Genomic DNA, 24,160 nt, shown 5'->3' on the forward strand with positions numbered 1-24,160 from the left:
TCAATGCTAATCGCGCATGGGTTCTTAGTCGTCGCTTTTCGCTGCTTTGAAAGCTTCAGCCATAGCGTTAGTGAAGTCGCCTTCGTCTTGCTGCTTGTTCACAGACTCGAGAGCTTCTTTCTCTTCCGCTTCGTCTTTCGCTTTGATTGACAGGCTCAAAGTACGGTTCTTACGGTCAACACCCATAAAGCGTGCTTCAACGTCGTCACCAACTTTCAACTCAGTGGTCGCATCTTCGATACGGTCACGTGAGATGTCAGCTACACGGATGTAACCTTCAACGCTGTCTGCTAATTCGACTTTAGCGCCTTTAGCATCAACTTCGATGATCTTACCTGTAACGATAGCACCTTTTTTGTTGGCTGCCAGATAATTGTTGAACGGGTCTTCTTCTAGTTGCTTGATACCTAGAGAGATACGCTCACGCTCTGCGTCAACTTGAAGGACCACAGCGGTAACTTCTTCGCCTTTCTTGAATTCACGTACAGCTTCTTCACCTGGAGCGTTCCAGCTGATGTCTGACAAGTGAACAAGACCGTCGATGCCGCCGTCAAGACCGATGAAGATACCGAAGTCAGTGATTGACTTGATCTTACCGCTAACTTTTTCACCTTTGTTGAAGTTCTTCGCGAACTCTTCCCAAGGGTTAGGCTTGCACTGTTTCAGGCCAAGTGAGATACGGCGACGTTCTTCGTCGATCTCAAGAACCATAACTTCAACAACGTCATCCAAGTTAACAACTTTAGATGGGTGAACGTTCTTGTTGGTCCAGTCCATTTCAGATACGTGAACCAAACCTTCAACGCCTTCTTCGATTTCAACGAAGCAGCCGTAGTCAGTCAAGTTGGTTACGCGACCTTCAAGACGGTGACCTTCTGGGTAGCGTGCAGCGATATCTGACCATGGATCTTCGCCCAACTGCTTCAGGCCAAGTGATACGCGCGTGCGCTCACGGTCAAACTTCAATACTTTCACGTTGATTTCGTCGCCAACATTGACAACTTCGCTTGGGTGCTTAACGCGTTTCCAAGCCATATCAGTGATGTGCAACAAGCCGTCTACGCCGCCCAAGTCAACGAACGCACCGTAGTCTGTAAGGTTCTTAACGATACCCTTAACTTCTTGGCCTTCTTGCAAGCTTTCAAGCAACTCTTCGCGCTCTGCACTGTTTTCAGTTTCGATAACAGCACGACGAGAAACAACAACGTTGTTACGCTTCTGGTCAAGCTTGATTACTTTGAACTCTAAATCTTTGTTTTCTAGGTGAGTCGTTTCACGAACTGGACGAACGTCTACCAAAGAACCTGGCAAGAACGCACGTACGCCACCTAAATCAACTGTGAAACCGCCTTTAACTTTACCGCTGATGATACCGGTAACAGTTTCTTGATCTTCGTAGGCTTTCTCAAGTTGCAACCATGCTTCGTGACGCTTCGCTTTCTCACGCGACAACAAAGTCTCACCGAAACCATCTTCAACAGCGTCTAACGCTACATCAACTTGGTCGCCGATGTTTACGTCAACTTCACCGTCTGAGTTACGGAATTGTTCAACAGGAATAGCACTTTCAGATTTCAGGCCTGCATCGACAAGAACTACGTCGCGATTGATCGCTACAACAGTACCTTTAACGATAGAACCTGGGCGAGTTTCAACCTCTTTGAGGCTTTCTTCAAACAGCTGTGCAAAATTTTCTGACATATGAGTTAACTACTTCAGTTAAGTACATCCACCAAACAATCCAGTGAGATGGGGTTGTTAAAATTCATCTGCTGGCATTCCTTGCTGCAGATCCCTAAGTTAGCAACGTTAATTTACGAGGTTGCTTTCTCAGTATTAGTTAGCTTCTCATGCGCGAAGCGTAAAATGGTATCGACCACTTCATCGATGCTCAACGTTGTTGAGTCAACATACAGCGCATCATCAGCTGCTCGCATTGGCGCCACGGCGCGATTTGCATCGCGTTCATCGCGCTCACGTATTTCGGCGATTAATTGGTCGATTTTAGCAGTAAAACCTTTCTCTAGCAATTGTTTGTAGCGGCGCTCCGCGCGTTCTTCAGCGCTCGCGGTAAGAAAGATTTTCGCGGCAGCATTTGGGAACACGACGGTCCCCATGTCACGACCATCTGCAATCAGACCTGGCAGCTCACGAAACGCGCGTTGACGGCGTAACAAAGCTTCACGAACCCGTGGTAATGCAGCTATTTTCGACGCCATGCCACCGACTTCCTCAGTCCGAATCGCAAGCGTCACATCTTCACCTTCAAGAATGATGTGGGTAAGCTCACGTTCATTCTCGACTTCAAATTTCACATCTAAACTGCCGGCTAAGGCGACAAGGCTTTCTTCGTCATCCGGCGCAAAATCGTGATGCAGCGCGGCCAGTGCAAGAACTCGATAGATAGCACCACTGTCAAGCAAGTGCCAGCCCAGATTTTCCGCTAAAATGCGGCTTACTGTGCCTTTGCCTGCCCCACCCGGACCGTCTATCGTAATAACTGGTATCGAATCGCTCATAGCATCCTCTAGCAATATAAAAGCGCCGCAATTATACGGGTTTGTGAAAAAATTGCATCTTTATTGGATGAAGCTTTGAGGAAGCCTTAGTGACGAATCAGCGACAGAGCCGCTGAAACTCTTGAAAATAAAGCGGATAGGTCTTCGCACTGCAGGCAGGATCTGCAATGGTAACACCGGCCTCGGAAAAGCCTAACAGCGAAAAACACATGGCCATGCGGTGGTCATCATAGGTCGCAATTTGGCTAGGCTGCAGACGCGCGGGCGGCGTCACACAAAGGTAATCGTCGCCCTCTTCCACGGTTGCGCCGGTTTTCGCCAGCTCGGTCGCCATGGCATGTAACCGGTCGGTTTCTTTGATGCGCCAGTTGGCAACATTACGAATGCAGGTGGTTCCCTCAGCGAATAAGGCCAAGGTTGCAAAGGTCATGGCTGCATCTGGAATGGCATTGAGATCAACATCAATCGCCCGTAATTTACCGCCACTAACCACAGCGTATTCATCATGCAACGCTACCTCACCACCCATTTGACGAAGGTAATCGATGAATTGAATATCACCTTGAATACTCTTTTTGCCAATACCATGAATAGTCAAAGGTCCACCACCTAATACGCCAGCAGCCAACCAATAGCTTGCCGCACTCGCATCACCTTCAATCCAGTACTGCTCAGGTGAGCGATACTCTTGCTTGCCGGCAATTTGAAATTGCTGCGCACCGACCTGTTCAATGACAATGCCAAAATCGCGCAACATCGCGAGCGTGAGCTCGATATACGGCCAAGACACCACGGTACCGGTCAAAATAAGCGTTGATGGCTCAGGTAGCAGTGGCAACGCCATCAATAAGGCTGAAATGTATTGGCTGGACGCGCTGCCATTGACATGAACAGTCCCACCTTTCATGGCACCGCTAAGCTGAAGTGGCGGATAACCAGCGTTATTTTGATAGCTGATCTGCGCGCCACCTTCACGTAACGCATCGACCAAGTCCGCAATCGGGCGTTCTTGCATCCGTGCGTCACCGGTGAGGACCACGGGTGACGTCTGGGTTGCTGCCAATACCGCGGTAAGGGGGCGCATGGCGGTCCCGGCATTGCCCAAGTACAGTTGTTCCGGTTGCGCTGGCCACTGCCCACCACAACCTTGCACACGCAATGTTGTCGGGGTCACCTCTGTAACACCCACGCCAAGCGCCGCAAGCGCTTCTAACATACGCTCGGTATCATCGCTGCGCAGCATATGACGTAACTCAGTGACCGTTCCAGAGGCACACAAGGCTGCCATTAAGAGCGCACGATTAGCGATACTTTTTGACCCAGGTAAATCGACCTCTCCACGGCATTGCGAGAGGCCTTGTAAGGTAATGGTGTCCAGCACGAAAAGGTTATCCTAACAACTTGGTTAACGCGCGAATGAAGGTTTCATTCTCTTCAGGTAGGCCAATACTGACCCGCAAATGACGTGGCAGCTCGTAACCCGCTACAGGACGAACGATGACGCCTTCTTGCAGCAATTGCTGGTATAGCTCACCGGCCTTTTCGCCCACCTCGATGGTGAGAAAGTTACCGTAAGATGGAATGTAATTCAGCCCCTGACGCTCACAGAAATCAACCAACTGTTGCATTCCCGCCGCATTGACCGCGATCGACTTATGCAAATAGTCATCATCGTCGAGGGCGACTTCGGCGGCCTTCAAACTCAAGCTGTTCATGTTAAATGGCTGACGGGCACGATTCATTAAATCAGCTACGTCTGGATGCGACACCATATAACCAGCGCGTAATCCAGCTAAGCCATAGGCTTTTGAAAAGGTACGACTCACCACCAAGTTCGGGAAGCTGGCAATCCACTCTAACGACGGCGCGCGTTCCGCTTCTGGAACATACTCGTAGTAGGCTTCATCCAATACTACCAACACATTTGCCGGCACCTGACGAATGAAGTCATGCAAGGCTTCACTGGTCAAGAAAGTACCCGTTGGATTGTTCGGGTTAGCAATGAAGATCATGCGCGTTTTCGGCGTAATTGCGGCTAACATCGCCGGCAAATCATGGCCATAGTCTTTTGCCGGTACCGCGATACCTTTCGCACCAATTGCTTGCGTGACTAGTGGATAAACAACAAACGCGTGTTGCGCAAAAATGACTTCATGTTGATCGTTAACAAAGGTTCGCGCCAATAATTCCAACACATCATTTGAACCGTTGCCCAACGTAATCTGGGCCGTATCGACGGCAAACTTTTTCGCCAGTTTCGACTTTAAATAAAAACCGTTTGCATCAGGATAACGGGCCAAACCGGCCAAGGTATCTTGTAACGCAGCTTTCACCAACGGGCTGATACCTAAGGGGTTTTCGTTAGAGGCAAGTTTCACAATGTCACGAATTCCTAGCTCGCGTTCGAGCTCTTCAATAGGTTTGCCTGCCTGATAAGGCGATAAGTTTCGCACGCCAACATTGGCGAGTTGCTTTGCATCAAACTGGGTCATAATTAAGTTCTTTCAACTGTTGTTCAGTAAATTAATGAGTTTGTTTTAGCTATGTTTTTGTTCAAACTCACGCATGAATGCGACCAGCGCCTCGACACCTGCCAATGGCATCGCGTTGTAGATACTGGCACGCATACCGCCGACAAAACGGTGTCCTTTTAAGCCTAACAGACCTTGCTGTTCAGCTTGCTTCAAGAAATCACCATCACGTGCCGGATCGGCCAACAGGAATGGTACGTTCATTTTTGAACGAAAGTCAGGATGCACCGGGTTGCTGTAGAAGCTTGAGCTGTCAATATACTGATACAAAGTGTCGGCTTTCAACTGGTTAATCGCCCCAATCGCTTCCACGCCACCTTGCTCTTTTAGCCACTCAAACACCAAACCCGACAAGTACCACGCCCACGTGTTCGGCGTGTTGTACATTGACCGGTCTTGCGCCTGTACGGTGTAATCCATAATGGTTGAGGTATTTTGTTGCGCATGACCAAGCAGGTCATCACGGACAATAGCAATGGCGAAACCCGATGGACCAATGTTCTTCTGCGCTCCAGCGTAAATGACGCCAAATTTCTCGACCGTTAATGGCTCTGACAAGATGGATGACGACATATCAGCCACCAAAGGTGCGCTGAGATGATCAGGAATAGTATGCAAGGCAATGCCGTCTACGGTTTCGTTCGGACAATAATGGAAGTAAGCGGCATTCTCGCTAACCTGCCACTGCTCAGGCGCTGCAATCGCACGCCCTTGCTCAGTATCCACCACACCACCAACAACATTAACCTTGGCAACATATTTTTGTGCTTCACGAATCGCAAAGTCAGACCAAATACCACAGTTAAGGTAATCGACTGTGGCATCTGGGCCTGCAATATTCTGCGGGACTGCAGAAAATTGCCCACGACCACCGCCATGCATAAACAACACTTGGTAGTTCTCAGGAATTGTCATGAGATCGCGCAAATCTTGTTCCGCTTTGGCGGCCATAGCCATAAAGGCTGGGTCACGGTGACTGATTTCCATCACCGATATTCCCGAACCCCGCCAACTTCGTAACTCTTCTTGAGCGCGTTCCAGAACCGCGCGCGGTAACATCGCTGGACCTGCAGAGAAATTAAACGGGGTTGTCATGAGCTTCTATTACTCCTCGCTATCGTCAGTTGGGGTTGCTGTGTCTTCGTCAGTGACATTTTCGACATCAGCTTCTAGCATTTCTTCAGGTAATTCGTCTTCGTCGATTTCGTCGATCCGCTGCAGGCCGACCACTTGCTCGTCATCAGCAGTACGAATCAGACGGACACCTTGGGTGTTACGACCTACGGTTGAGACCTCATTCACGCGGGTGCGCACCAAGGTACCTTTGTTACTGATCAGCATGATTTGGTTGTTATCCAACACTTCCATCGCGCCAACCACAGCACCGTTACGCTCACTCACTTTAATGGAGACCACACCTTTGGTTGCCCGGCTCTTGGCTGGGTAATCCGTGATTGGCGTACGTTTACCATAGCCATTTTCGGTAACCGTAAGAATCGCTGGCATCTCGTCTTCAATGGTTTGCGGGACGATCAGCGACACCACTTTTTGCCCTTCTTCCAGACGAATACCACGTACACCCGTCGCAGTACGGCCCATTGAGCGTACTTGCTCTTCACTGAAGCGCACCACTTTACCGGCGTCAGAGAACAGCATCACTTCGTCACCTGCCGAGGTCATCGCCACGCCGATCAATTCATCGCCGTCATTCAAGTTCAAGGCAATGATACCGCCGTTACGTGGACGTGAGTAATCGACCATAGGAGTCTTCTTCACAGTACCGTTACGGGTGGCCATCAAGATGAACTTATCTTCAGGGTAGTCACGGGTCGGCAAGATCGCGGTAATGCGCTCGTCAGCCTCAAGCGGCAATAAGTTAACGATTGGACGACCGCGCGCCGCGCGACTCGCCAATGGCAACTGATACACCTTCATCCAATAAATACGACCGCGGGTCGAGAAACAAAGGATGGTATCGTGGGTGTTCGCCACCCAAAGACGCTCAATGAAGTCTTCATCTTTCATCTTCGTCGCGGCTTTACCCTTACCACCACGGCGCTGCGCTTCGTACTCCGTCAACGGCTGGTACTTCACGTAACCATGGTGTGACAGCGTCAACACAACATCTTCTTCGTTGATGAGGTCTTCCATCGAGATGTCATGGGCTGCCGCAGTAATATCGGTACGGCGTTCGTCACCATAATCGGCTTTGATTTTCTCAAGCTCTTCACGGATAACTTCCATCAAGCGTTCTGAGCTGTTGAGAATATGCAAGAGTTCTTCAATTTGCGCGAGCAAGGCTTTGTATTCATCGAGGATCTTCTCGTGCTCAAGCCCAGTCAATTTGTGTAAGCGTAAATCGAGAATCGCTTGCGCTTGTTCTTCGGTCAAATAGTACTGACCGTCACGGATGCCGTATTGCGGATCAAGATGATCCGGACGTGCAGCGTCAACGCCAGCACGTTCAAGCATGGTCGCAACATCACCTAGCACCCAAGCGCGGCTGATCAATGCAGCTTTTGCTTCTGCTGCGGTTTGCGAGCGACGAATCAGTTCAATCACATCATCAATGTTGGCCAAGGCAATCGCAAGACCTTCAAGGATGTGCGCGCGCTCACGTGCTTTACGCAATTCATAGACCGAGCGACGTGTCACCACTTCGCGACGGTGCAAGATAAAGCAATCGAGCATATCGCGCAGGTTAAACAAGCGCGGCTGATTCTTATCAAGGGCGACCATGTTGATACCGAACACCACTTGCATTTGCGTGTTGGCATACAAATGATTCAGCACCACTTCACCGACTTCACCACGTTTCAGCTCGATAACGATACGCATACCGTCTTTATCTGACTCGTCGCGTAAGCCACTGATGCCTTCCAAGCGTTTTTCTTTCACCAGCTCAGCGATTTTTTCAATCAGCTTCGCTTTGTTCACCTGATAAGGGATTTCGTTCACAATAATCGTTTCACGACCATTGCTATCGGTTTCAATTTCAGCTTTAGCACGTAAATGAATACGGCCACGGCCCGTTTTATAAGCTTCCACAATACCGGCACGCCCCGAAATGGTCGCAGCAGTTGGGAAGTCAGGGCCAGGAATGTATTCCATCAACTCATCGACAGTAATGTCAGGTTGATCGATCATCGCCAAACAGCCATTGACCACTTCGGTCAAGTTGTGCGGCGGAATGTTGGTCGCCATACCAACGGCAATCCCTGAAGAACCGTTCACCAAAAGGTTCGGTACTCGGGTTGGCAACACATCAGGAATATGTTCGGTACCGTCGTAGTTCGGTACAAAATCAACGGTTTCTTTATCAAGGTCGGAAAGCAATTCGCTAGCAATTTTCGCCATCCGAATTTCGGTATAACGCATTGCTGCAGCGGAGTCGCCATCAACAGAACCGAAGTTACCTTGACCATCAACCAGCATGTAACGCAACGAGAACGGCTGCGCCATACGGACGATGGTATCGTACACAGCACTGTCACCATGCGGGTGATACTTACCGATGACGTCACCAACGATACGTGCTGACTTTTTATAAGGCTTATTAAAATCGTTGCGCAATTCGTTCATTGCGAACAACACCCGGCGATGCACCGGCTTCAAACCATCGCGCACATCCGGTAGCGCTCGGCCGACAATGACGCTCATTGCATAGTCGAGGTACGAACTTTTCAGTTCATCTTCGATATTGACCGGAACGACTTCTCTGGCGAGATCACTCATAGTTATATCCCTAAACGACTCTGTCTTTTTATAATTTTCAAGGCCCGCCATTATACCCTTAGCGGCGCGCCCTCGCATCCTTTTTCCCGAACCAAGCAGGCTTATGCTTTTTTTACGTCGGTAGCTTCAGTACACTGTACCTAGTTTTTCCACGAAGCAGAAGTACTATGCAGCAAACTGACAACGTTGATCCTAAAGAAATTGAAAAGTTTAGCGCCCTTGCCTCACGTTGGTGGGATCCTGAGGGTGAATTTAAGCCATTGCACCAAATTAACCCGTTGCGGGTCGATTTTATCCAACGCCAGTGCGACGGTGTGTTTGGTAAACGCGTGGTCGATATCGGCTGTGGTGGCGGTTTGGTTGCAGAGACGCTGGCGAAAGCCGGGGCTAGGGTCACGGGTATCGACCTTGCTGAGCAATCCTTGCAAGTGGCCAAGCTGCATGCCTTGGAAAGTCAGGTCAAGGTGGACTATCAATGTATAGCTGCAGAGACCTTCGCGGCAGAACACGCTGGCCAATTTGATTTAGTTACCTGTTTAGAAATGCTTGAACATGTTCCTGAGCCAGAAAAGATTGTTGCTGCGGCGGCTCAATTAGTAAAGCCGGGTGGCACCTTAGTGTTTTCAACACTGAATCGGAACGTTAAATCGTGGCTCCTTGGCATTGTTGCCGCGGAGTACGTGTTGAAATGGGTGCCAAAAGGCACACATGAACATGCGAAATTTATTCAACCAGCTGAACTGTTAGCGATGACCGACAAGGTTGGCTTACAGGCGACTGCGATGACCGGCATCCATTATACGCCGTGGCGTGGCTTCTATCTTGATGATAGTAATGTCGACGTCAATTACCTTGTTGCCCTGAAGCGGCCTGAGTCGGCTGCGGCATGACATTAGCAGCGCCTGACCGACGCCCCAGCGCCGTCTTATTTGATCTCGACGGCACCTTGTTGGATACCGCGCCCGATTTGTGTGCAGCACTGAACACCGTGCTGCACGCTGAAGGTCGACCCGCATTAGATCTTGTCACCGCGCGTTTACAAGCTACCCACGGTTCCCGCAGTCTGCTTGACTATGCTTTTGGCGACACCGATGCCGCCCGTCGTCAGCAATTACGACAAGCTTTTTTAACCGCTTATCAGCAGGCTATCGCGGTACATACTTGCTATTACCAAGGCATCACCGAGGTGCTCGCGCATTTGCAACAGGCCGAAATACCTACCGCTATTGTCACCAATAAGCCAGGGGCTTTGACCGAGCAATTGGTACCGTATTTCCCCGAACTCCATCACATCAGCGTACGGGTTGCGGGCGATATCCTAGCGGTTGCTAAACCGCATCCGGAGCCGCTGCTGTTGGCCGCCGATCAACTCGGCATCGCGGCTGAAAACTGTTGGTATGTGGGTGACGCCGAAACCGACATCATCGCTGGCCGCACAGCGGGCATGCGCACAGCGCTTGCAAGCTACGGATATTGCGCACCAAACGCAGCGCTCGAAACCTGGGGAGCTGACTGGATTTTACGTGCCCCAAACGATTTGCTGCAGTTACTTCGTTAAGGGCTATTTAGTGGAAGCTTTCTTTTACAACCACTAGATATTGGGGTTTTCTGCGCATTTGTTCATCACAGCGTTGGCGACTTTTGCGTCATCAAGATGTCGCAAAAATTTATTTTTTTTAGGCTTGAAATTCCTCAAGTGCAAGAACGACAAGCCTTTTCAAGGAGCTGCAAAAATCCCCTCGCCGAAAGGCATAACTATTTACGTTTTTCAATCTTGATCAACCGCTAATAAGTGCTAGCATACAACTAATCTTTCACCCCAAGATATTGTGTAATATTCACACAGAAACCTGCTTTACACCTATATCTTGTGGTACCAACATAAAATCATAACGACAAACTTGGTGGGTGCGCCGCATGAATCAACAGCTTTTCGTAACTAAACGCAGTGGTGAACGTGAACCTCTTGATCTCGATAAAATTCATCGTGTCATCAGTTGGGCTTCCGAAGGTCTTGAAAATGTTTCTGTCTCCGAAGTTGAAATTCGCTCACGAATTCAATTTTATGACGGCATCAAAACCGAAGACATCCACGAAACCATCATCAAAGCTGCAGCAGACTTAATCTCTGAAGATGCACCCGATTACCAATACTTAGCTGCCCGCTTAGCTGTTTTCCATCTGCGCAAACTGGCCTACGGTGAGTTTGAACCACCCCACCTTTATGACCATGTCAAAACCATGGTCAACAGTGGTCGTTACGATAAGCACCTACTTAATGATTACGACGCTGCCGAGTTTGAATTGATGAACAACTTCATCGATCACGGCCGCGACTTGAACTTCTCTTACGCTGCCGTGAAGCAACTTGAAGGCAAGTACCTCGTTCAGAACCGCGTTACGGGCGAAATTTTCGAGAGCGCTCAGTTCCTTTATATTTTGGTGGCAGCCTGTTTGTTTGCCAACTATCCAAAAGATACGCGCCTTGATTACGTGAAACGTTTTTACGATGCCGCGTCACAGTTCAAAATTTCATTGCCAACGCCAATTATGGCTGGCGTACGTACCCCAACGCGTCAATTTAGCTCATGTGTCTTGATTGAAGCTGGCGACAGCCTCGATTCGATCAACGCAACAGCAAGCGCCATCGTCAAATATGTCTCGCAACGTGCCGGTATCGGTATTAACGCCGGTCGTATTCGTGCACTTGGTAGCCCAATTCGTGGCGGAGAAGCCTTCCACACAGGTTGTATTCCGTTCTACAAATACTTCCAAACAGCAGTGAAAAGCTGTTCGCAAGGCGGTGTACGTGGTGGTGCAGCCACCCTTTTCTACCCATTATGGCACCTCGAGGTTGAGAGCCTGTTGGTATTAAAGAACAACCGCGGCGTTGAAGAAAACCGTGTGCGTCACCTTGACTACGGTGTGCAGTTTAACCGTCTGATGTATCAGCGCTTAGTCAAAGATGACTTCATTACCTTATTTAGCCCATCGGACGTACCCGGTTTATACGACGCGTTTTTCGCCGACCAAGCTGAGTTTGAGCGTTTGTACGTACAATACGAAAACGACGAATCGATTCGTAAGAAGCGTATTAAAGCCATTGAGCTGTTTAGTCTGTTCATGCAAGAGCGTGCCAGTACCGGTCGTATTTATTTGCAAAACGTTGACCACTGCAACACGCACAGCCCGTTTGATGCGAAGGTCGCACCGATCCGCCAGAGTAACCTGTGCTTGGAAATTGCCTTGCCAACCAAGCCACTGAAGCACGTCAACGACGAAGAAGGCGAAATCGCCCTTTGTACGTTGTCGGCGTTTAACCTAGGTGCCATCAACTCACTGGATGAACTTGAAGAAATGGCTGAATTGGCCGTACGTGCCCTTGATAGCTTGCTCGATTACCAAGAGTACCCAGTTCCGGCTGCCTACAACGCCACCATGGGCCGTCGTACGTTAGGGATTGGCGTGATCAACTTCGCCTATTACCTAGCGAAAAACGGTGTCCGTTACTCAGACGGTTCAGCCAATGGTCTTGTGCATCGCACTTTTGAAGCCATCCAGTACTATCTGATGAAAGCTTCAATGAACTTAGCAAAAGAGCTCGGCGCTTGTCCGAAGTTTAATGAGACGACCTATGCGCAAGGTCTGATGCCGATTGATACGTACAAGAAAGACTTGGACGCTGTTTGCAACGAACCGCTGCAACTGGACTGGGATCAACTACGTAAAGACATTCAACAGTATGGTATGCGTAACTCAACGCTCTCAGCCTTGATGCCGTCAGAGACCTCGTCGCAGATCTCTAACGCAACCAATGGTATTGAACCACCGCGCGGCCATATCAGTATTAAAGCGTCGAAAGACGGTGTCACCAAACAAGTCGTGCCGGAGTACGAAACGCTAAAAGACGCCTACGAATTATTATGGACGTTGCCAAACAACAAAGGTTATTTGGAATTGGTCGGCATTATGCAGAAGTTTGTTGACCAAACGATTTCTGCCAACACCAACTATGACCCAAGCAAGTTCGAAGGCGGCAAAGTCTCGATGAAGCAATTGCTGCAAGACTTACTCTACGCATACAAGTTGGGCGTGAAGACCTTGTATTACCACAACACGCGTGATGGTGCTTCGGACAATCAAGTCGACTTACGTGACAAAGTCGAAGCGAAGCAGCGTGAAGAAGAGAACAGTCAAGCGACCGTGGCAGTTGTCGAAGAAGACGACGATTGTGCCGGCGGCGCATGTAAAATCTAATTGGAAGGCGTGAACAAATGAGTTATTCAACCTTTAACAAGAATCAGATCAACCCGCTTAACGAACCTATGTTCTTTGGTAACTCGGTGAACGTGGCGCGTTACGATCAGCAAAAGCACAGCATTTTCGAAAAGCTTATCGAGAAACAAATCAGCTTCTTCTGGCGTCCAGAAGAAGTTGATGTAAGCCGTGACCGTGTTGATTTTCAAGGCTTAACGGACAGTGAAAAGCACATTTTCATTTCCAACTTGAAGTATCAAACCTTGCTTGATTCTGTTCAAGGTCGTAGCCCAAACATCGCCCTACTGCCAATCGTGTCGATTCCAGAGTTAGAAACCTGGATTGAAACCTGGTCGTTTTTTGAAACCATTCATTCACGTTCGTACACGCACATTTTGCGTAACCTCTTTACCGACCCAAGCGATGTGTTTGAAGACATTGTGATCAACAAAGAGATCCAAAAGCGTGCAGAAGACATTTCGCGCTATTACGATGACCTCATCTTCTTCACCCAGTTGTGGCAAACCCACGGTGAAGGTGATATTGAAGTGCACGGCGAAGTCCACCATGTCAGCATGCGGGAATTGAAGAAGAAGCTGTTCTTGTGCATTAACTCGGTGAACGCACTTGAAGCGATTCGTTTCTACGTTAGTTTTGCCTGCACCTTCGCCTTTGCCGAGCGCGATTTGATGGAAGGTAACTCTAAGATCATTCGTTTGATTGCCCGTGACGAAAACCTCCATTTGGTATCGACACAGAACATTCTTAACTTATGGCAATACGGCAAAGACGATCCTGAAATGAAAGAAATTGCCGAAGAATTACGTGACGAAGCGCTGGCGATCTTTATGAAAGCGGTTGAGCAAGAAAAAGAATGGGCACACTACCTATTCCGTCATGGTTCAATGATTGGTTTGAACGAAGAGATCCTGTGCCAGTATGTCGAGTACATCGCCAACATGCGGATGGAAGCCATTGGTTTTGACGCTCCGTTCAAACAACGCAGCAACCCACTCCCGTGGATGAACAAATACCTTGTCTCTGACAACGTTCAGGTCGCCCCACAAGAAGCCGAAATCAGTTCTTACCTTGTCGGTCAAATCGACAGCGCCGTAAGTGCCTCTGATTTGGGAGACTTCGAGCTGTAAACCTGATGAGCAAAACCTTTAAAGTCCGCGTCAACGGTCAGCACGAGCTGACCGTTGATCCATCCGACGGCTCTCTTCTTGAAGCTATGGAGCGTGCGGGTATCGAAACACGCTATCATTGTCGCGATGGTTTTTGCGGGGCCTGTCGTACGCAAGTTAAAAGCGGCGATATCGATTACATCAATGAACCGCTCGCCATCGTTCGTCCAGGTGACTGTCTCGCCTGCTGTTGTGTACCAGCCTCAGACCTTGAGATTGATCACTAATCGATTTTTTCGATTCGCCCAATAGAACAACAACCATAGCGAAATGCACCTGATTCAGGCAAAATAGACGCCGTTGTTATGCATCATTCAAATGTGGGAGTACGCATGTTTACAGTTATTTTTGGCCGCCCTGGCTGCCCTTTCTGTGTTCGCGCTGAACAAATTGCCAAAAAACTTAGCGAAGATCGTGATGATTTTGAATACCGTTACATCGATATGCATGAAGAAGGTATAAGCAAAGCGGACTTAGAAAAAACCGTCGGCGCACCAGTACAAACCGTGCCGCAAATCTTTATCGATGAGCGACACATTGGTGGTTGTACCGAATTTGAAGCTTACGCACGCGAGAACTTAGGTCTTTACGCTGCTTAAGGCTTGTTGAACCCGCTTTTCGGAAATCGGATAGCGGGTTCCTAATTGCTGCGCAAAAAAGCTCACCCGTAACTCTTCTAACATCCAACGAATCGCTTTCACCTCTTCCGCTACAGGCTGATTGTGCGGTTGCTTAGTTAACACCTGCTGATAGGCCTGCTGCAACTTTTCCATAGTCAGCATATGTAAACGATCACGATTAGGGTCGACCGGGAGCTTCTCTAACCGACGCTCAATAGCTTTCAGATAACGCCCAATATCGCTTAATCGCTCTGCCCCACAATCACTGACAAAGCCCGGGTACACCAAAGCATCGAGCTGCGCTTTAATATCGGCGTGCGCTTTGATCTGATCCAACGGCACCGAGCCCTTCAACTGTTTACGAATCGCTTGAGTGAGCATCAAGCAGGGTTCGACCTGTTGCGCAATTGCAGTCACCCTTTCGTTGAGTTCGCCACGAGCAAGCTCGGCAAGGGCACGAAAAGAGGCTTCATCGCGAATTGGCTGGGCACCAATAAGTTCATCGAGCGCTGCCTCAATACAGTCGTTAATCAACGCATCGACTTTACCCCAAGGATTGTAATACAGCGCTAACTTGGCCTTGTTCGACAAGCTTTGCTGTAAATACCGAACCGGTGACGGCAACTGCGCGCGCAGCAATTTACGTACGGCGCGATGGTGCGCTAACGCGGCCTGCTGGGGGTTATCGAATAACGTCTCACGAACACCTTCGCTAACGACTTCAAGCGCCGGATACGCTTTTACTGCATAGCCTCGTTGCTGCCGCTCACGCATTTCTGGCAAACGCCCAAACGCCCAATCATCGGCGACTTTTGCCTTAGGTTGTTGTGCTACCGCTTGCCGCAATGCGTGTTGCACACGCCCTTGCAGTTGCTGCTGCAGCGCGGTTAAGTCACGCCCTTGCGCCACGACCTTGCCTTTGTCATCTTCAATCACAAAACGCATCTGCAAATGCGTGCTGATTTGCGTGGCATCCCATGCCTCAGCAGGCACAGTCACCCCCGACATGCGTCGTAACTTGTCCGTCAAAGCTTCGAGTAACGGTCGTTGCAAGGCTTCCGTCGCGCCATTGTCCTGTAAAAAGGCCTGCGCATAGTTAGGTGCAGGCACAAAATGGCGACGTAAGGTTTTCGGCAACGACTTAATCCACTGCACCACAAGTGCTTCACGCAATGCTGGCACTTGCCAATCAAAGCCCTCGGCACTGAGCTGGTTCACGAGCGTGAGCGGCACATGCACACTCACGCCATCCGCTTCGGTACCGGGTTCAAATTGGTAACTAAGTGGCAAGCGCAAGTCGCCCTGTTGCCAGGTGTCAGGATAATCGGCAGCAGTGACGTGTTCCGCGCTTTGTGCCATCAAGTCATCACGTTCAAAATACAACAAGCGCGGTTGCTGCTTCGCCGCTTTATGCCACCATCCCGCCAGCAACTGCTGATTGTAAATCCCCTCAGGAATATGGGCATCGTAAGCTTGAAACAGCGCCTCATCATCGACCAAAATATCACGGCGGCGCGATTTATCTTCCAACTCACGAATACTGCTGATCAACGCTTGGTTGTGCGCGATAAAAGGCAGTTTGCGTGTCAGCTGCGCATTCACCAAGCCTTCGCGAATAAAAATCTCTCGGGCAGAAACAGGATCCACTGGCCCATACTGTACGCGGCGTCTAGGGACGATAATCAGCCCATATAAGGTCACTTGCTCATCGGCGACGACCGAGCCAGACTTCTTCGCGAAATGTGGCTCAAAGTAGTTCCGTTTTACCAAGTGCTGGGCAGCAGGTTCGACCCATTCAGGTTCAATCTTGGCATTCACTCGCGCAAACAAGCGGCTGGTTTCAACCAACTCCGCTGCCATCACCCATTTCGGTGGCTTTTTAAATAAACCAGAACCCGGGAACACATAAAACTTACGATTACGCGCACCAAGGAACTCATGCCCTTCTTCCTTAGTGCCTAGATGGGAGAGTAAGCCCGTCAATAACGCGCGATGCACTGCCTCATAATTGGCAGGCTCTTGATTGATGCGAAACCCTAAGCCGCGCACGGTTTGCCGAATTTGGCTGTAAACATCCTGCCATTCGCGCACCCGCATAAAGTGCAATAATTCACTTTTCAGTTGTTTTCTAAATTGTGATTTCGATAACTCGCGTTGTTTTTCCCGCAAGTACTCCCAGAGCTTCAAATAACTCATAAAGTCGGAGTCTTTATCGTGAAAACGCTGGTGCAATTCGTCCGCTTTTTGTTTCGCTTGCTGCGGGCGTTCACGTGGGTCTTGAATACTTAACGCCGCAGTGATGACCATCACCTCTTGCATACAACCAAACTCATTTGCGGCCAACACCATCCGAGCGAGACGCGGGTCAATCGGCAAACTGGCCAACTGGCGCCCCACGGCCGTGAGTTGTGGGCCTTGCGGCGCATTACGACGACGGCTGCGACCGAGTTTCAGGGCGTGTAGTTCCTGCAACAAGCTCATGCCGTCTTTAATGAAGCGCTCGTCAGGACGGTCAATAAAAGGAAATTTGCGAATGTCACCAAGCTTGGCCGCTGTCATTTGCAGAATAACTGCCGCTAAATTGGTCCGTAAAATCTCCGGTTCGGTGTACTCCGGACGTTGTAAGAAGTCTTCTTCGCTGTACAAACGAATACAGATACCAGGAGCGACCCGACCACAACGCCCCATGCGCTGGTTTGCGCTGGCTTGCGAGACTTTTTCAATCGGCAAACGCTGCACTTTGGTGCGATAACTGTAACGGCTGATCCGCGCCGTGCCCGGATCAATCACGTAGCGAATGCCCGGCACCGTCAATGAGGTTTCGGCAACGTTGGTCGCAATCACGATACGACGCATGCCATGCGGCTGAAACACACGGTTTTGTTCCGCCGAGGACAAGCGTGCAAACAACGGCAACAATTCGGTGTTGGGTAAATCAAGATCACCTAACGCTTCCGCGAAATCGCGAATTTCACGTTCACCTGAAGCAAACACTAAGATGTCACCGCTGGCTTCACGGTACAGCTCGGTCACCGCTTCACACACCCCTTGCACCACGTCACCGCTGTCATCATCGCCTTCCAGTGGACGGTAACGCACTTCCACTGGATACGTCCGGCCGCTGACAGACAAAATGGGCGCGTTATTAAAGTGCTTGGCGAAACGTTCGGTTTCAATGGTCGCCGAGGTAATAATGAGCTTTAAATCAGGTCGCTTAGGCAAAATCTTCGCCAACACACCGAGTAAGAAATCGATGTTTAAGCTGCGCTCATGGGCTTCATCAATAATCAAGGCATCATATTGCTTGAGCAAGCGATCATTCTGCAGCTCCGCCAGCAACATGCCATCGGTGACCAATTTAATGGCGGTGGTGGGCGCGGTTTGATCTTGGAAACGTACTTTATAGCCGACGGTTTCGCCAAGTGGCGTCTGCAATTCTTCGGCAATCCTCTGCGCAACGCTACGCGCAGCAAGACGTCGAGGTTGCGTATGGCCAATCAGGGTGCCTTCTTCCGCTCGGCCATAGCCTAGTTCAAGCAACATTTTGGGTAACTGGGTGGTTTTACCAGACCCCGTCTCACCCGCGACAATCACCACTTGGTGCTCACGAATGGCTTTTTGGATCTCTTCTTTGGCCTGAACGACCGGTAAATCACTTGGAAATTGGATGGTAGAATGCACGCCCTATCCTGACTTAAACATCTGAAAGGCGTTAGTTTAACAGCGTGCTGGCTGTATGTTAACGCTGACGGTAGGAATCTTGAAAGAAGCTGTCAATGGCAGCCAACACGTCAGTACGAGTGATCACGCCGACCAGTTGTTTGGTTTCATCATCAAGCACGGGGTAGACTTTCGGTTTGTTGGCATCCATTCGCTGCGCCACATCGGCAATCGAGTCATCGGCAAATACTGTGAGCACGTCGCCGTGATACATACAATCACCTACCGTGGCCGACATTTCGTTATGATAGGTGCCACGTAACATTGCCGCCAAACAGTCTTGTTCCGATAAGAAGCCAATCACACGTTGCGCGGCATCGACCACTGGACCGCCGCGCTGACGCGATTGCAGCAGCCGTTCAACGGCTGCTTCGACAGGCAACTGCTCAGTGAACACCACTGGCCGACGGTTCATGAAAACACTCACTTTCATCGATTGCATGGGGTCACCTCATTTGGCTGCTAGTACCTGATTTCAGTATAGTTCATCCTGATAAATCGCAACGTTAATTTCACCGTTACCGACCTGACTGGCGCGGTACATACCTTCGGTATTAAACGGCATGTGCACGTTGCCCTTGCCATCCACAATGATCACGCCGCCAGTTCCGCCTTTTGGCAATAGCACATCATGAATGACCGTATCACCGGCTTCTTGTACGCTTTCACCTAAGTATTTCACCCGGCTACAAATATCAGCCGCTACATGGTAACGAATAAAATACTCACCGTGACCTGTCGCCGATACCGCACAACTGGCATTGTCAGCCCACGTGCCCGCGCCGATAATTGGCGAGTCACCCACCCGACCATAACGTTTCGCCGTCATGCCACCAGTTGAGGTTGCCGCCGCAAGGTTGCCCTCTTGATCAAGTGCAACCGCGCCCACAGTGCCATACTTGTATTTGTTGTCGAGCTCGACATAAGCCTGCTTATCTGCCTTGCCAAGCTTTTCCTTGGCGGTTTGTAGCTGTTGGTAGCGGCGTTCGGTGTTGAAGTAGCTATTTTCCACCAACGCCAGTTGCTGTTCAGCCGCAAAAGCTTCGGCGCCTTCTCCGCTTAACATGACATGCACCGAGTTTTCCATCACGCTACGCGCGAGTTCAATCGGACTCTTCACGGTTTTAACGCCAGCCACCGCACCAGCTTCACCGGTTGCACCGTTCATGATAGAAGCATCAAGCTCATGTTCACCGTCATAGGTGTAAACGGCACCACGACCGGCATTAAATAATGGTGAATCTTCCAATACCTGCACAGCCGCAACCACCGCATCCATACTGCTACCACCGGCCGCCAGAATACTGTGTCCAGCGCTGATCGCTTCGCTGAGCTTCGCTTTGTAGGCGGCCTCCTGCTCGTCCGTAAGACTTGCTTTGTTAATGGTGCCCGCACCACCATGAATGGCGATGGCAAAGACTTTCTCTTGCTCTTCAGCAGAGGCAACTCCCTGACTTAGCGCCAAGCTCACGCCAGCGGCTAACAAACTTTGCAATAAACGCATGACAACCTTCCTCATTCAATGTTGTTCGAATTTCGCTTTATCTAAACCGATTCCCATGAATGACGCAACCCGCTTCCGATCAACGGGAGTAAAGCTACGCCGAGAAGAATAGGTACCACAAGAACGATAGCTTTCAGCATGTTGAAGACCTTACGAGGGTCAAACCATTCATTACACAACCCATTGATTTGACATTTTATTAACGCATGAATAGATTGGTTTTAACCTTTGCATTATCAGGGTTTAACTTCTTGATAATTTATAAAAGGAATTTATAAGATGCGTAACTATATTCATAATCTTGCATTGTCGACGACAAGCCATCACGTACGTTCGAAGACGTCAGAGATTTTCAAAGTAAGCACTTATGTCTCACTCTTTGTCGTTTTATCGATTTTCTCTTCTGGGACGAGTTCAGCAAAAACCGTTTGCACAACTGAAGTGATTAAGGACGAAAACTCTCCCACGCTCAGCCCAGACATGCTTGATGCCTTGTCCGAGGCGATTAGTGCGAACACATTTATCCTTGATGAACCTTATACAGTAATAACTAAGAAGAAAGGATGCTCAGGTGAAGATGATACGCAATCAGTAACTCAGACTAGATCTGATGGAACTAGAACATGGACCTATACGTTTATTGATGAAGCTTGGCTGTTGACTGGCTACAAACACGCCCTTACGGCTAGTGAAGCGCCCTAACCTGAATTAGGTTGTTTTAGGACCGTAATAAACAGCCCGACATGACTGTCGGGCTGTTTTTCACCCTCTCTTTTAATACGTAGACTGTCCACTCCCTCTTCTTGCAGCACTACAGACAATCGTGTAGCCTCATCTCGAGCTAATTTTAAGGAAAGAAGTGGGTACGAACCCATCGTGATTTTGTAGCACGCCTGTAGCAAATAGAACGTTACTTATAACGAAAACCACCGACAAAATAAACAACTAGCGACCCAGCGAGACACAGCTAAAGCCGCGCGGTATAAGAAGACATGCAGCCATACTCAGACAATAACGCACAACAAAAGAAGCAAGAAACCTTTTACTGGCACGACTATGAAACTTGGGGCGCCTCGCCACAAGTGGACCGTCCGGCGCAATTCGCTGGTTTACGTACTACCCTCGATTTTGAGCCTGTGGGTCGCCCATTAACCATCTACAGCCAACCGACGCCTGATTTCCTGCCGCATCCACGTGCGGTATTGGTCACGGGTATCACGCCACAGCATGCACTCAAACAAGGCATGAACGAAGCGGCCTTTGCCGACAAAATTGAACAACAATTCAGTCAGCCACAGACCACCATTATCGGTTACAACTCGGTCTCTTTTGATGACGAAGTAACGCGCCACTTGTTCTACCGCAACTTTATTGATCCTTATGCGCACACCTGGCAACAGAACAATTCCCGTTGGGATTTGATTGATGTGGTACGCGCATGCTACGCCTTACGTCCAGAAGGCATTCAGTGGCCCGAAGGTGATGATGGCCGCATCAGTATGCGTCTGGAATTACTCACCAAAGCCAACGGCATTGACCACGGCCAAGCCCACGATGCCATGGCCGACGTCTATGCCACCATTGCGATGGCGAAATTACTGAAACAAGCGCAACCGAAACTGTTTGATTACGCCTTTAACATGCGCCGTAAACAAGCCCTAAAGCCGCTGATTGATTTGATCAACTTTACGCCCTTGGCGCATATTGCGGGGTTTTATGGGGTCGACAACGGTTATCTCTCGATGATTATGCCGCTTGGCTACAACGACGATAACCCTAACGCCGTGATCTATTGGAATTTACGTGAAGACCCACGTGAACTGATGGATCTGTCGGTGGAGCAACTCATCGAGCGCCGTTTCGCCAAACGCGAACAACGCGAAGCCAATGGCTGGAACCTTTATGGCGCGCAACAGTTGATGTTAAACCGCTGCCCGTTCCTTGCCCCGAAATCGGTCATCACGACGCAAGTGCAACAGCGTTGGGAACTGCCTCTGGCAACCTTACTCGAACGTGCGCAATGGCTGGCCCAACAACCTGAGTTGCGGGAACGCCTGCTACAGAGTGTTGCAAGCAATAGCTTTGCCGCTGACGACGCAACGCAAGACCCTGAATTACAGCTTTATTCAGGCCCTTTCTTTAGCGATCAAGATCGCTCGGCGATGGCGATTATCCGCGCCACCGCACCTGAGCAGCTTGCCGGCCTTGAACTTAATGTCAGTGACGTTCGCATTCCTGAAATGCTGTTTCGTTACCGAGCGCGCAACTACCCCGCCACGCTCACCGACGCCGAGTTACACCGCTGGCGTGACTTTTGCCAACAACGCCTCCTTGAGCCATTGCCGCGCGCACTGTCCGCCGAAAGCTTTATGCAAGAACTTGAGCAATGTGCGAGTGAACACGCCGACAATGAACGCGCGCAACGCTTGCTCAACGATTTGTTCCGCTACGTACAGAGCCTCTAACCATGTCGCTGCCAACCTTATATGATTACATCATCGTTGGCGGCGGCAGTGCTGGATGCGTCTTGGCTGAGCGGCTGTCGCGTTGCGGTCGTTTTCAGGTGGCATTACTTGAGGCTGGTGGCAACGGCCGCTCACCGTTAATTACGATGCCTGGTGGTGTCGCCGGTCTCATGCACCACCCGCGCCACAATTGGCGTTTGCGCAGTGAAGATCAACAATTCAATCACGGCAAAGGTCTCTACACGCCCCGTGGGCGCGGCCTTGGTGGCAGTAGCGCCATCAATGCGATGATTTACACCCGCGGCGCCGCCAGTGATTATGAGCACTGGGCCAGTTTAAGTCATGCCGACTGGAGCTGGTCGAATATACTTCCGCGCTTCCGTAAACTTGAAAGCAATAGCCGCGGTAGTGACGCCTTTCATGGTGCCGAAGGTCCCTTAAAAGTGTCTGATGTATCGCCCTACTATGAGGTGACACGCCAGTTTATTAACGCCGCAATTGAGGCGGGTTACCCGCATAACGACGATTTTAATGGTGCTGACCTTTATGGTGTCGGCGCCTTCCAGTTTACCATTCACAACGGTGAACGCTTTGGCACCCGCCGTGCGTTTCTTGAGCCTGCGCTCGCGCGCCCAAACCTGCATGTCATCACTCATGCCGCCGTCGCTAAAGTTCGCATCGAACAACAGCACGCGGTCGGCGTGATGGTGCAGCGCGGTCAGCAGCAAGAATTTATCGCAGCTAGTCGCGAGGTTATTTTAAGTGCCGGCGCGTTCCACTCCCCGCAGTTACTAATGTTGTCGGGGATTGGTCCTCGCCACGAGCTCAACCGACATGGCATCACCACCATCGTCGAACGCGATGCCGTGGGCGCTAATTTACAAGAACATGTTGATGTGATGGTCCACCACCATAATCGGCAAAAAGATGGGCTGAGCTTGCATCCCAGTCGTTGGCTCCAGCTCGGTCTGGAAGGTTGGCGTTATTGGCGCCAGCGGAGCGGTGCCTTTGCACACCCGGTGGCAGAAGCAGGTGGCTTTTTACGCAGTGCACCTGATATCGAGACACCCGATCTGCAGCTGCATTTTGTACCCACCCGTTTTAATGATAGCGGTTACGATTTACGTCCGGCGTTCTCACATGGGTTTGCCTGTCATGTGTGCCTGTTGCGCCCAGAAGCGCGTGGCCGCCTGTATCTCCATAGCGCCGATGTACGCGATAAACCGGGCTTCACTTATGACTTTTTGAGCCATACCAGCGACCAACAGGCGTTGTTGTCAGGTGTACGTCAAATCCGTCACATCATGCAGCAGCCAGCGTTAGCGCGACACAATGGCGGTGAAGTGTTGCCAGGTATACACCTCGATGATGAAGCGTTACTGCAGCAATTACGTCAGCAGTGCGGGTTGATTTACCACCCTACCTCAACTTGTCGGATGGGAAATGACAATGATGCTGTGGTTGATGCGCGCTTGCGTGTGCGAGGAGTGAGCGGCTTGCGGGTGGTTGATGCATCCATTATGCCGTCGGTCGTAAGCGGCAATACCAACGCGCCGACCATGGTGATTGCAGATGTAGGTGCCGACTTTATTCTTGCCGACACCTAATCACTGCATAAACGC

Annotated in this window: 18 protein-coding genes; 9 read left to right on the forward strand and 9 right to left on the reverse strand. The window is 50.1% G+C overall.

Annotated elements, in window-relative coordinates:
• Nucleotides 1–24 precede the first annotated feature (24 nt).
• The 6 genes from rpsA to gyrA all read right to left on the reverse strand — a co-directional run bounded on the left by rpsA (nucleotide 25) and on the right by gyrA (nucleotide 8,785).
• Nucleotides 25–1,701 carry a 30S ribosomal protein S1 gene (rpsA, locus tag G535_RS0112035; protein WP_026862281.1) on the reverse strand — a complete coding sequence of 559 codons (1,677 nt, stop codon included), beginning with the start codon at nucleotides 1,699–1,701 and terminating at the stop codon, nucleotides 25–27.
• Between the two features lie 113 nt (nucleotides 1,702–1,814).
• Nucleotides 1,815–2,519, reverse strand: a complete 705-nt coding sequence (gene cmk, locus G535_RS0112040) for a (d)CMP kinase (RefSeq protein ID WP_026862282.1) — start codon at nucleotides 2,517–2,519, stop codon at nucleotides 1,815–1,817.
• A gap of 97 nt (nucleotides 2,520–2,616) precedes the next feature.
• Nucleotides 2,617–3,900, reverse strand: a complete 1,284-nt coding sequence (gene aroA / locus G535_RS0112045; RefSeq protein ID WP_169513607.1) for a 3-phosphoshikimate 1-carboxyvinyltransferase — start codon at nucleotides 3,898–3,900, stop codon at nucleotides 2,617–2,619.
• A 7-nt stretch (nucleotides 3,901–3,907) separates the two neighbouring features.
• Nucleotides 3,908–5,011, reverse strand: a complete 1,104-nt coding sequence (hisC, locus tag G535_RS0112050) for a histidinol-phosphate transaminase (RefSeq protein WP_026862284.1) — start codon at nucleotides 5,009–5,011, stop codon at nucleotides 3,908–3,910.
• A 45-nt stretch (nucleotides 5,012–5,056) separates the two neighbouring features.
• Nucleotides 5,057–6,145, reverse strand: coding sequence for a 3-phosphoserine/phosphohydroxythreonine transaminase (serC, locus tag G535_RS0112055; RefSeq protein ID WP_026862285.1), 1,089 nt, complete (start codon nucleotides 6,143–6,145; stop codon nucleotides 5,057–5,059).
• A gap of 9 nt (nucleotides 6,146–6,154) precedes the next feature.
• Nucleotides 6,155–8,785 carry a DNA topoisomerase (ATP-hydrolyzing) subunit A gene (gene gyrA, locus G535_RS13640; RefSeq protein ID WP_034728140.1) on the reverse strand — a complete coding sequence of 877 codons (2,631 nt, stop codon included), beginning with the start codon at nucleotides 8,783–8,785 and terminating at the stop codon, nucleotides 6,155–6,157.
• 167 nt (nucleotides 8,786–8,952) lie between these two features.
• Between gyrA and ubiG the strand changes: the two genes are divergently transcribed.
• From ubiG to G535_RS0112090, 6 genes are all read left to right on the forward strand, one after another.
• Nucleotides 8,953–9,675 carry a bifunctional 2-polyprenyl-6-hydroxyphenol methylase/3-demethylubiquinol 3-O-methyltransferase UbiG gene (gene ubiG / locus G535_RS0112065; protein ID WP_026862286.1) on the forward strand — a complete coding sequence of 241 codons (723 nt, stop codon included), beginning with the start codon at nucleotides 8,953–8,955 and terminating at the stop codon, nucleotides 9,673–9,675.
• Nucleotides 9,672–10,343, forward strand: coding sequence for an HAD family hydrolase (locus G535_RS0112070; RefSeq protein WP_026862287.1), 672 nt, complete (start codon nucleotides 9,672–9,674; stop codon nucleotides 10,341–10,343). The genes ubiG and G535_RS0112070 overlap by 4 nt, the downstream gene beginning before the upstream one ends.
• Before the next feature lie 359 nt (nucleotides 10,344–10,702).
• Nucleotides 10,703–13,042 (forward strand): class 1a ribonucleoside-diphosphate reductase subunit alpha, encoded by a 2,340-nt coding sequence (gene nrdA, locus G535_RS0112075; RefSeq protein ID WP_026862288.1) that lies wholly within the window; start codon nucleotides 10,703–10,705, stop codon nucleotides 13,040–13,042.
• Nucleotides 13,043–13,059: 17 nt separating this feature from the next.
• Complete coding sequence (gene nrdB, locus G535_RS0112080; protein WP_026862289.1) at nucleotides 13,060–14,190, forward strand: class Ia ribonucleoside-diphosphate reductase subunit beta; 1,131 nt, start codon at nucleotides 13,060–13,062, stop codon at nucleotides 14,188–14,190.
• Nucleotides 14,191–14,195: 5 nt separating this feature from the next.
• Nucleotides 14,196–14,456, forward strand: coding sequence for a class I ribonucleotide reductase maintenance protein YfaE (gene yfaE, locus G535_RS0112085; RefSeq protein ID WP_026862290.1), 261 nt, complete (start codon nucleotides 14,196–14,198; stop codon nucleotides 14,454–14,456).
• A 105-nt stretch (nucleotides 14,457–14,561) separates the two neighbouring features.
• A complete protein-coding gene (locus G535_RS0112090; RefSeq protein ID WP_026862291.1) occupies nucleotides 14,562–14,828 on the forward strand; it encodes a GrxA family glutaredoxin in 267 nt (88 codons plus the stop codon).
• On the opposite strand, the gene hrpA is transcribed toward G535_RS0112090, so the two are convergent.
• The 3 genes from hrpA to G535_RS0112105 are packed head-to-tail and all read right to left on the reverse strand — an operon-like array spanning nucleotide 14,808 to nucleotide 20,088.
• Nucleotides 14,808–18,530 carry an ATP-dependent RNA helicase HrpA gene (hrpA, locus tag G535_RS13645; RefSeq protein ID WP_034728144.1) on the reverse strand — a complete coding sequence of 1,241 codons (3,723 nt, stop codon included), beginning with the start codon at nucleotides 18,528–18,530 and terminating at the stop codon, nucleotides 14,808–14,810. The genes G535_RS0112090 and hrpA overlap by 21 nt on opposite strands.
• 58 nt (nucleotides 18,531–18,588) lie before the next feature.
• A complete protein-coding gene (locus G535_RS0112100; RefSeq protein WP_026862292.1) occupies nucleotides 18,589–19,011 on the reverse strand; it encodes a CBS domain-containing protein in 423 nt (140 codons plus the stop codon).
• 33 nt (nucleotides 19,012–19,044) lie between these two features.
• Complete coding sequence (locus tag G535_RS0112105; RefSeq protein ID WP_026862293.1) at nucleotides 19,045–20,088, reverse strand: isoaspartyl peptidase/L-asparaginase family protein; 1,044 nt, start codon at nucleotides 20,086–20,088, stop codon at nucleotides 19,045–19,047.
• Nucleotides 20,089–20,352: 264 nt separating this feature from the next.
• Between G535_RS0112105 and G535_RS0112110 the strand changes: the two genes are divergently transcribed.
• The 3 genes from G535_RS0112110 (at nucleotide 20,353) to G535_RS0112120 (ending at nucleotide 24,145) form a co-directional block, all read left to right on the forward strand.
• On the forward strand, nucleotides 20,353–20,775 hold the full coding sequence (locus G535_RS0112110) for a hypothetical protein (protein ID WP_026862294.1): 423 nt from the start codon (nucleotides 20,353–20,355) through the stop codon (nucleotides 20,773–20,775).
• A 290-nt stretch (nucleotides 20,776–21,065) separates the two neighbouring features.
• Nucleotides 21,066–22,538 carry an exodeoxyribonuclease I gene (gene sbcB, locus G535_RS0112115; RefSeq protein ID WP_026862295.1) on the forward strand — a complete coding sequence of 491 codons (1,473 nt, stop codon included), beginning with the start codon at nucleotides 21,066–21,068 and terminating at the stop codon, nucleotides 22,536–22,538.
• Nucleotides 22,539–22,540: 2 nt separating this feature from the next.
• Entirely contained in the window at nucleotides 22,541–24,145 is a 1,605-nt protein-coding gene (locus tag G535_RS0112120; protein WP_026862296.1) for a GMC family oxidoreductase, read from the forward strand.
• Nucleotides 24,146–24,160 lie beyond the last annotated feature (15 nt).

Origin of the sequence: Pseudidiomarina sediminum DSM 21906 (genome assembly GCF_000423165.1) — a bacterium.
Classification (GTDB): domain Bacteria; phylum Pseudomonadota; class Gammaproteobacteria; order Enterobacterales; family Alteromonadaceae; genus Pseudidiomarina; species Pseudidiomarina sediminum.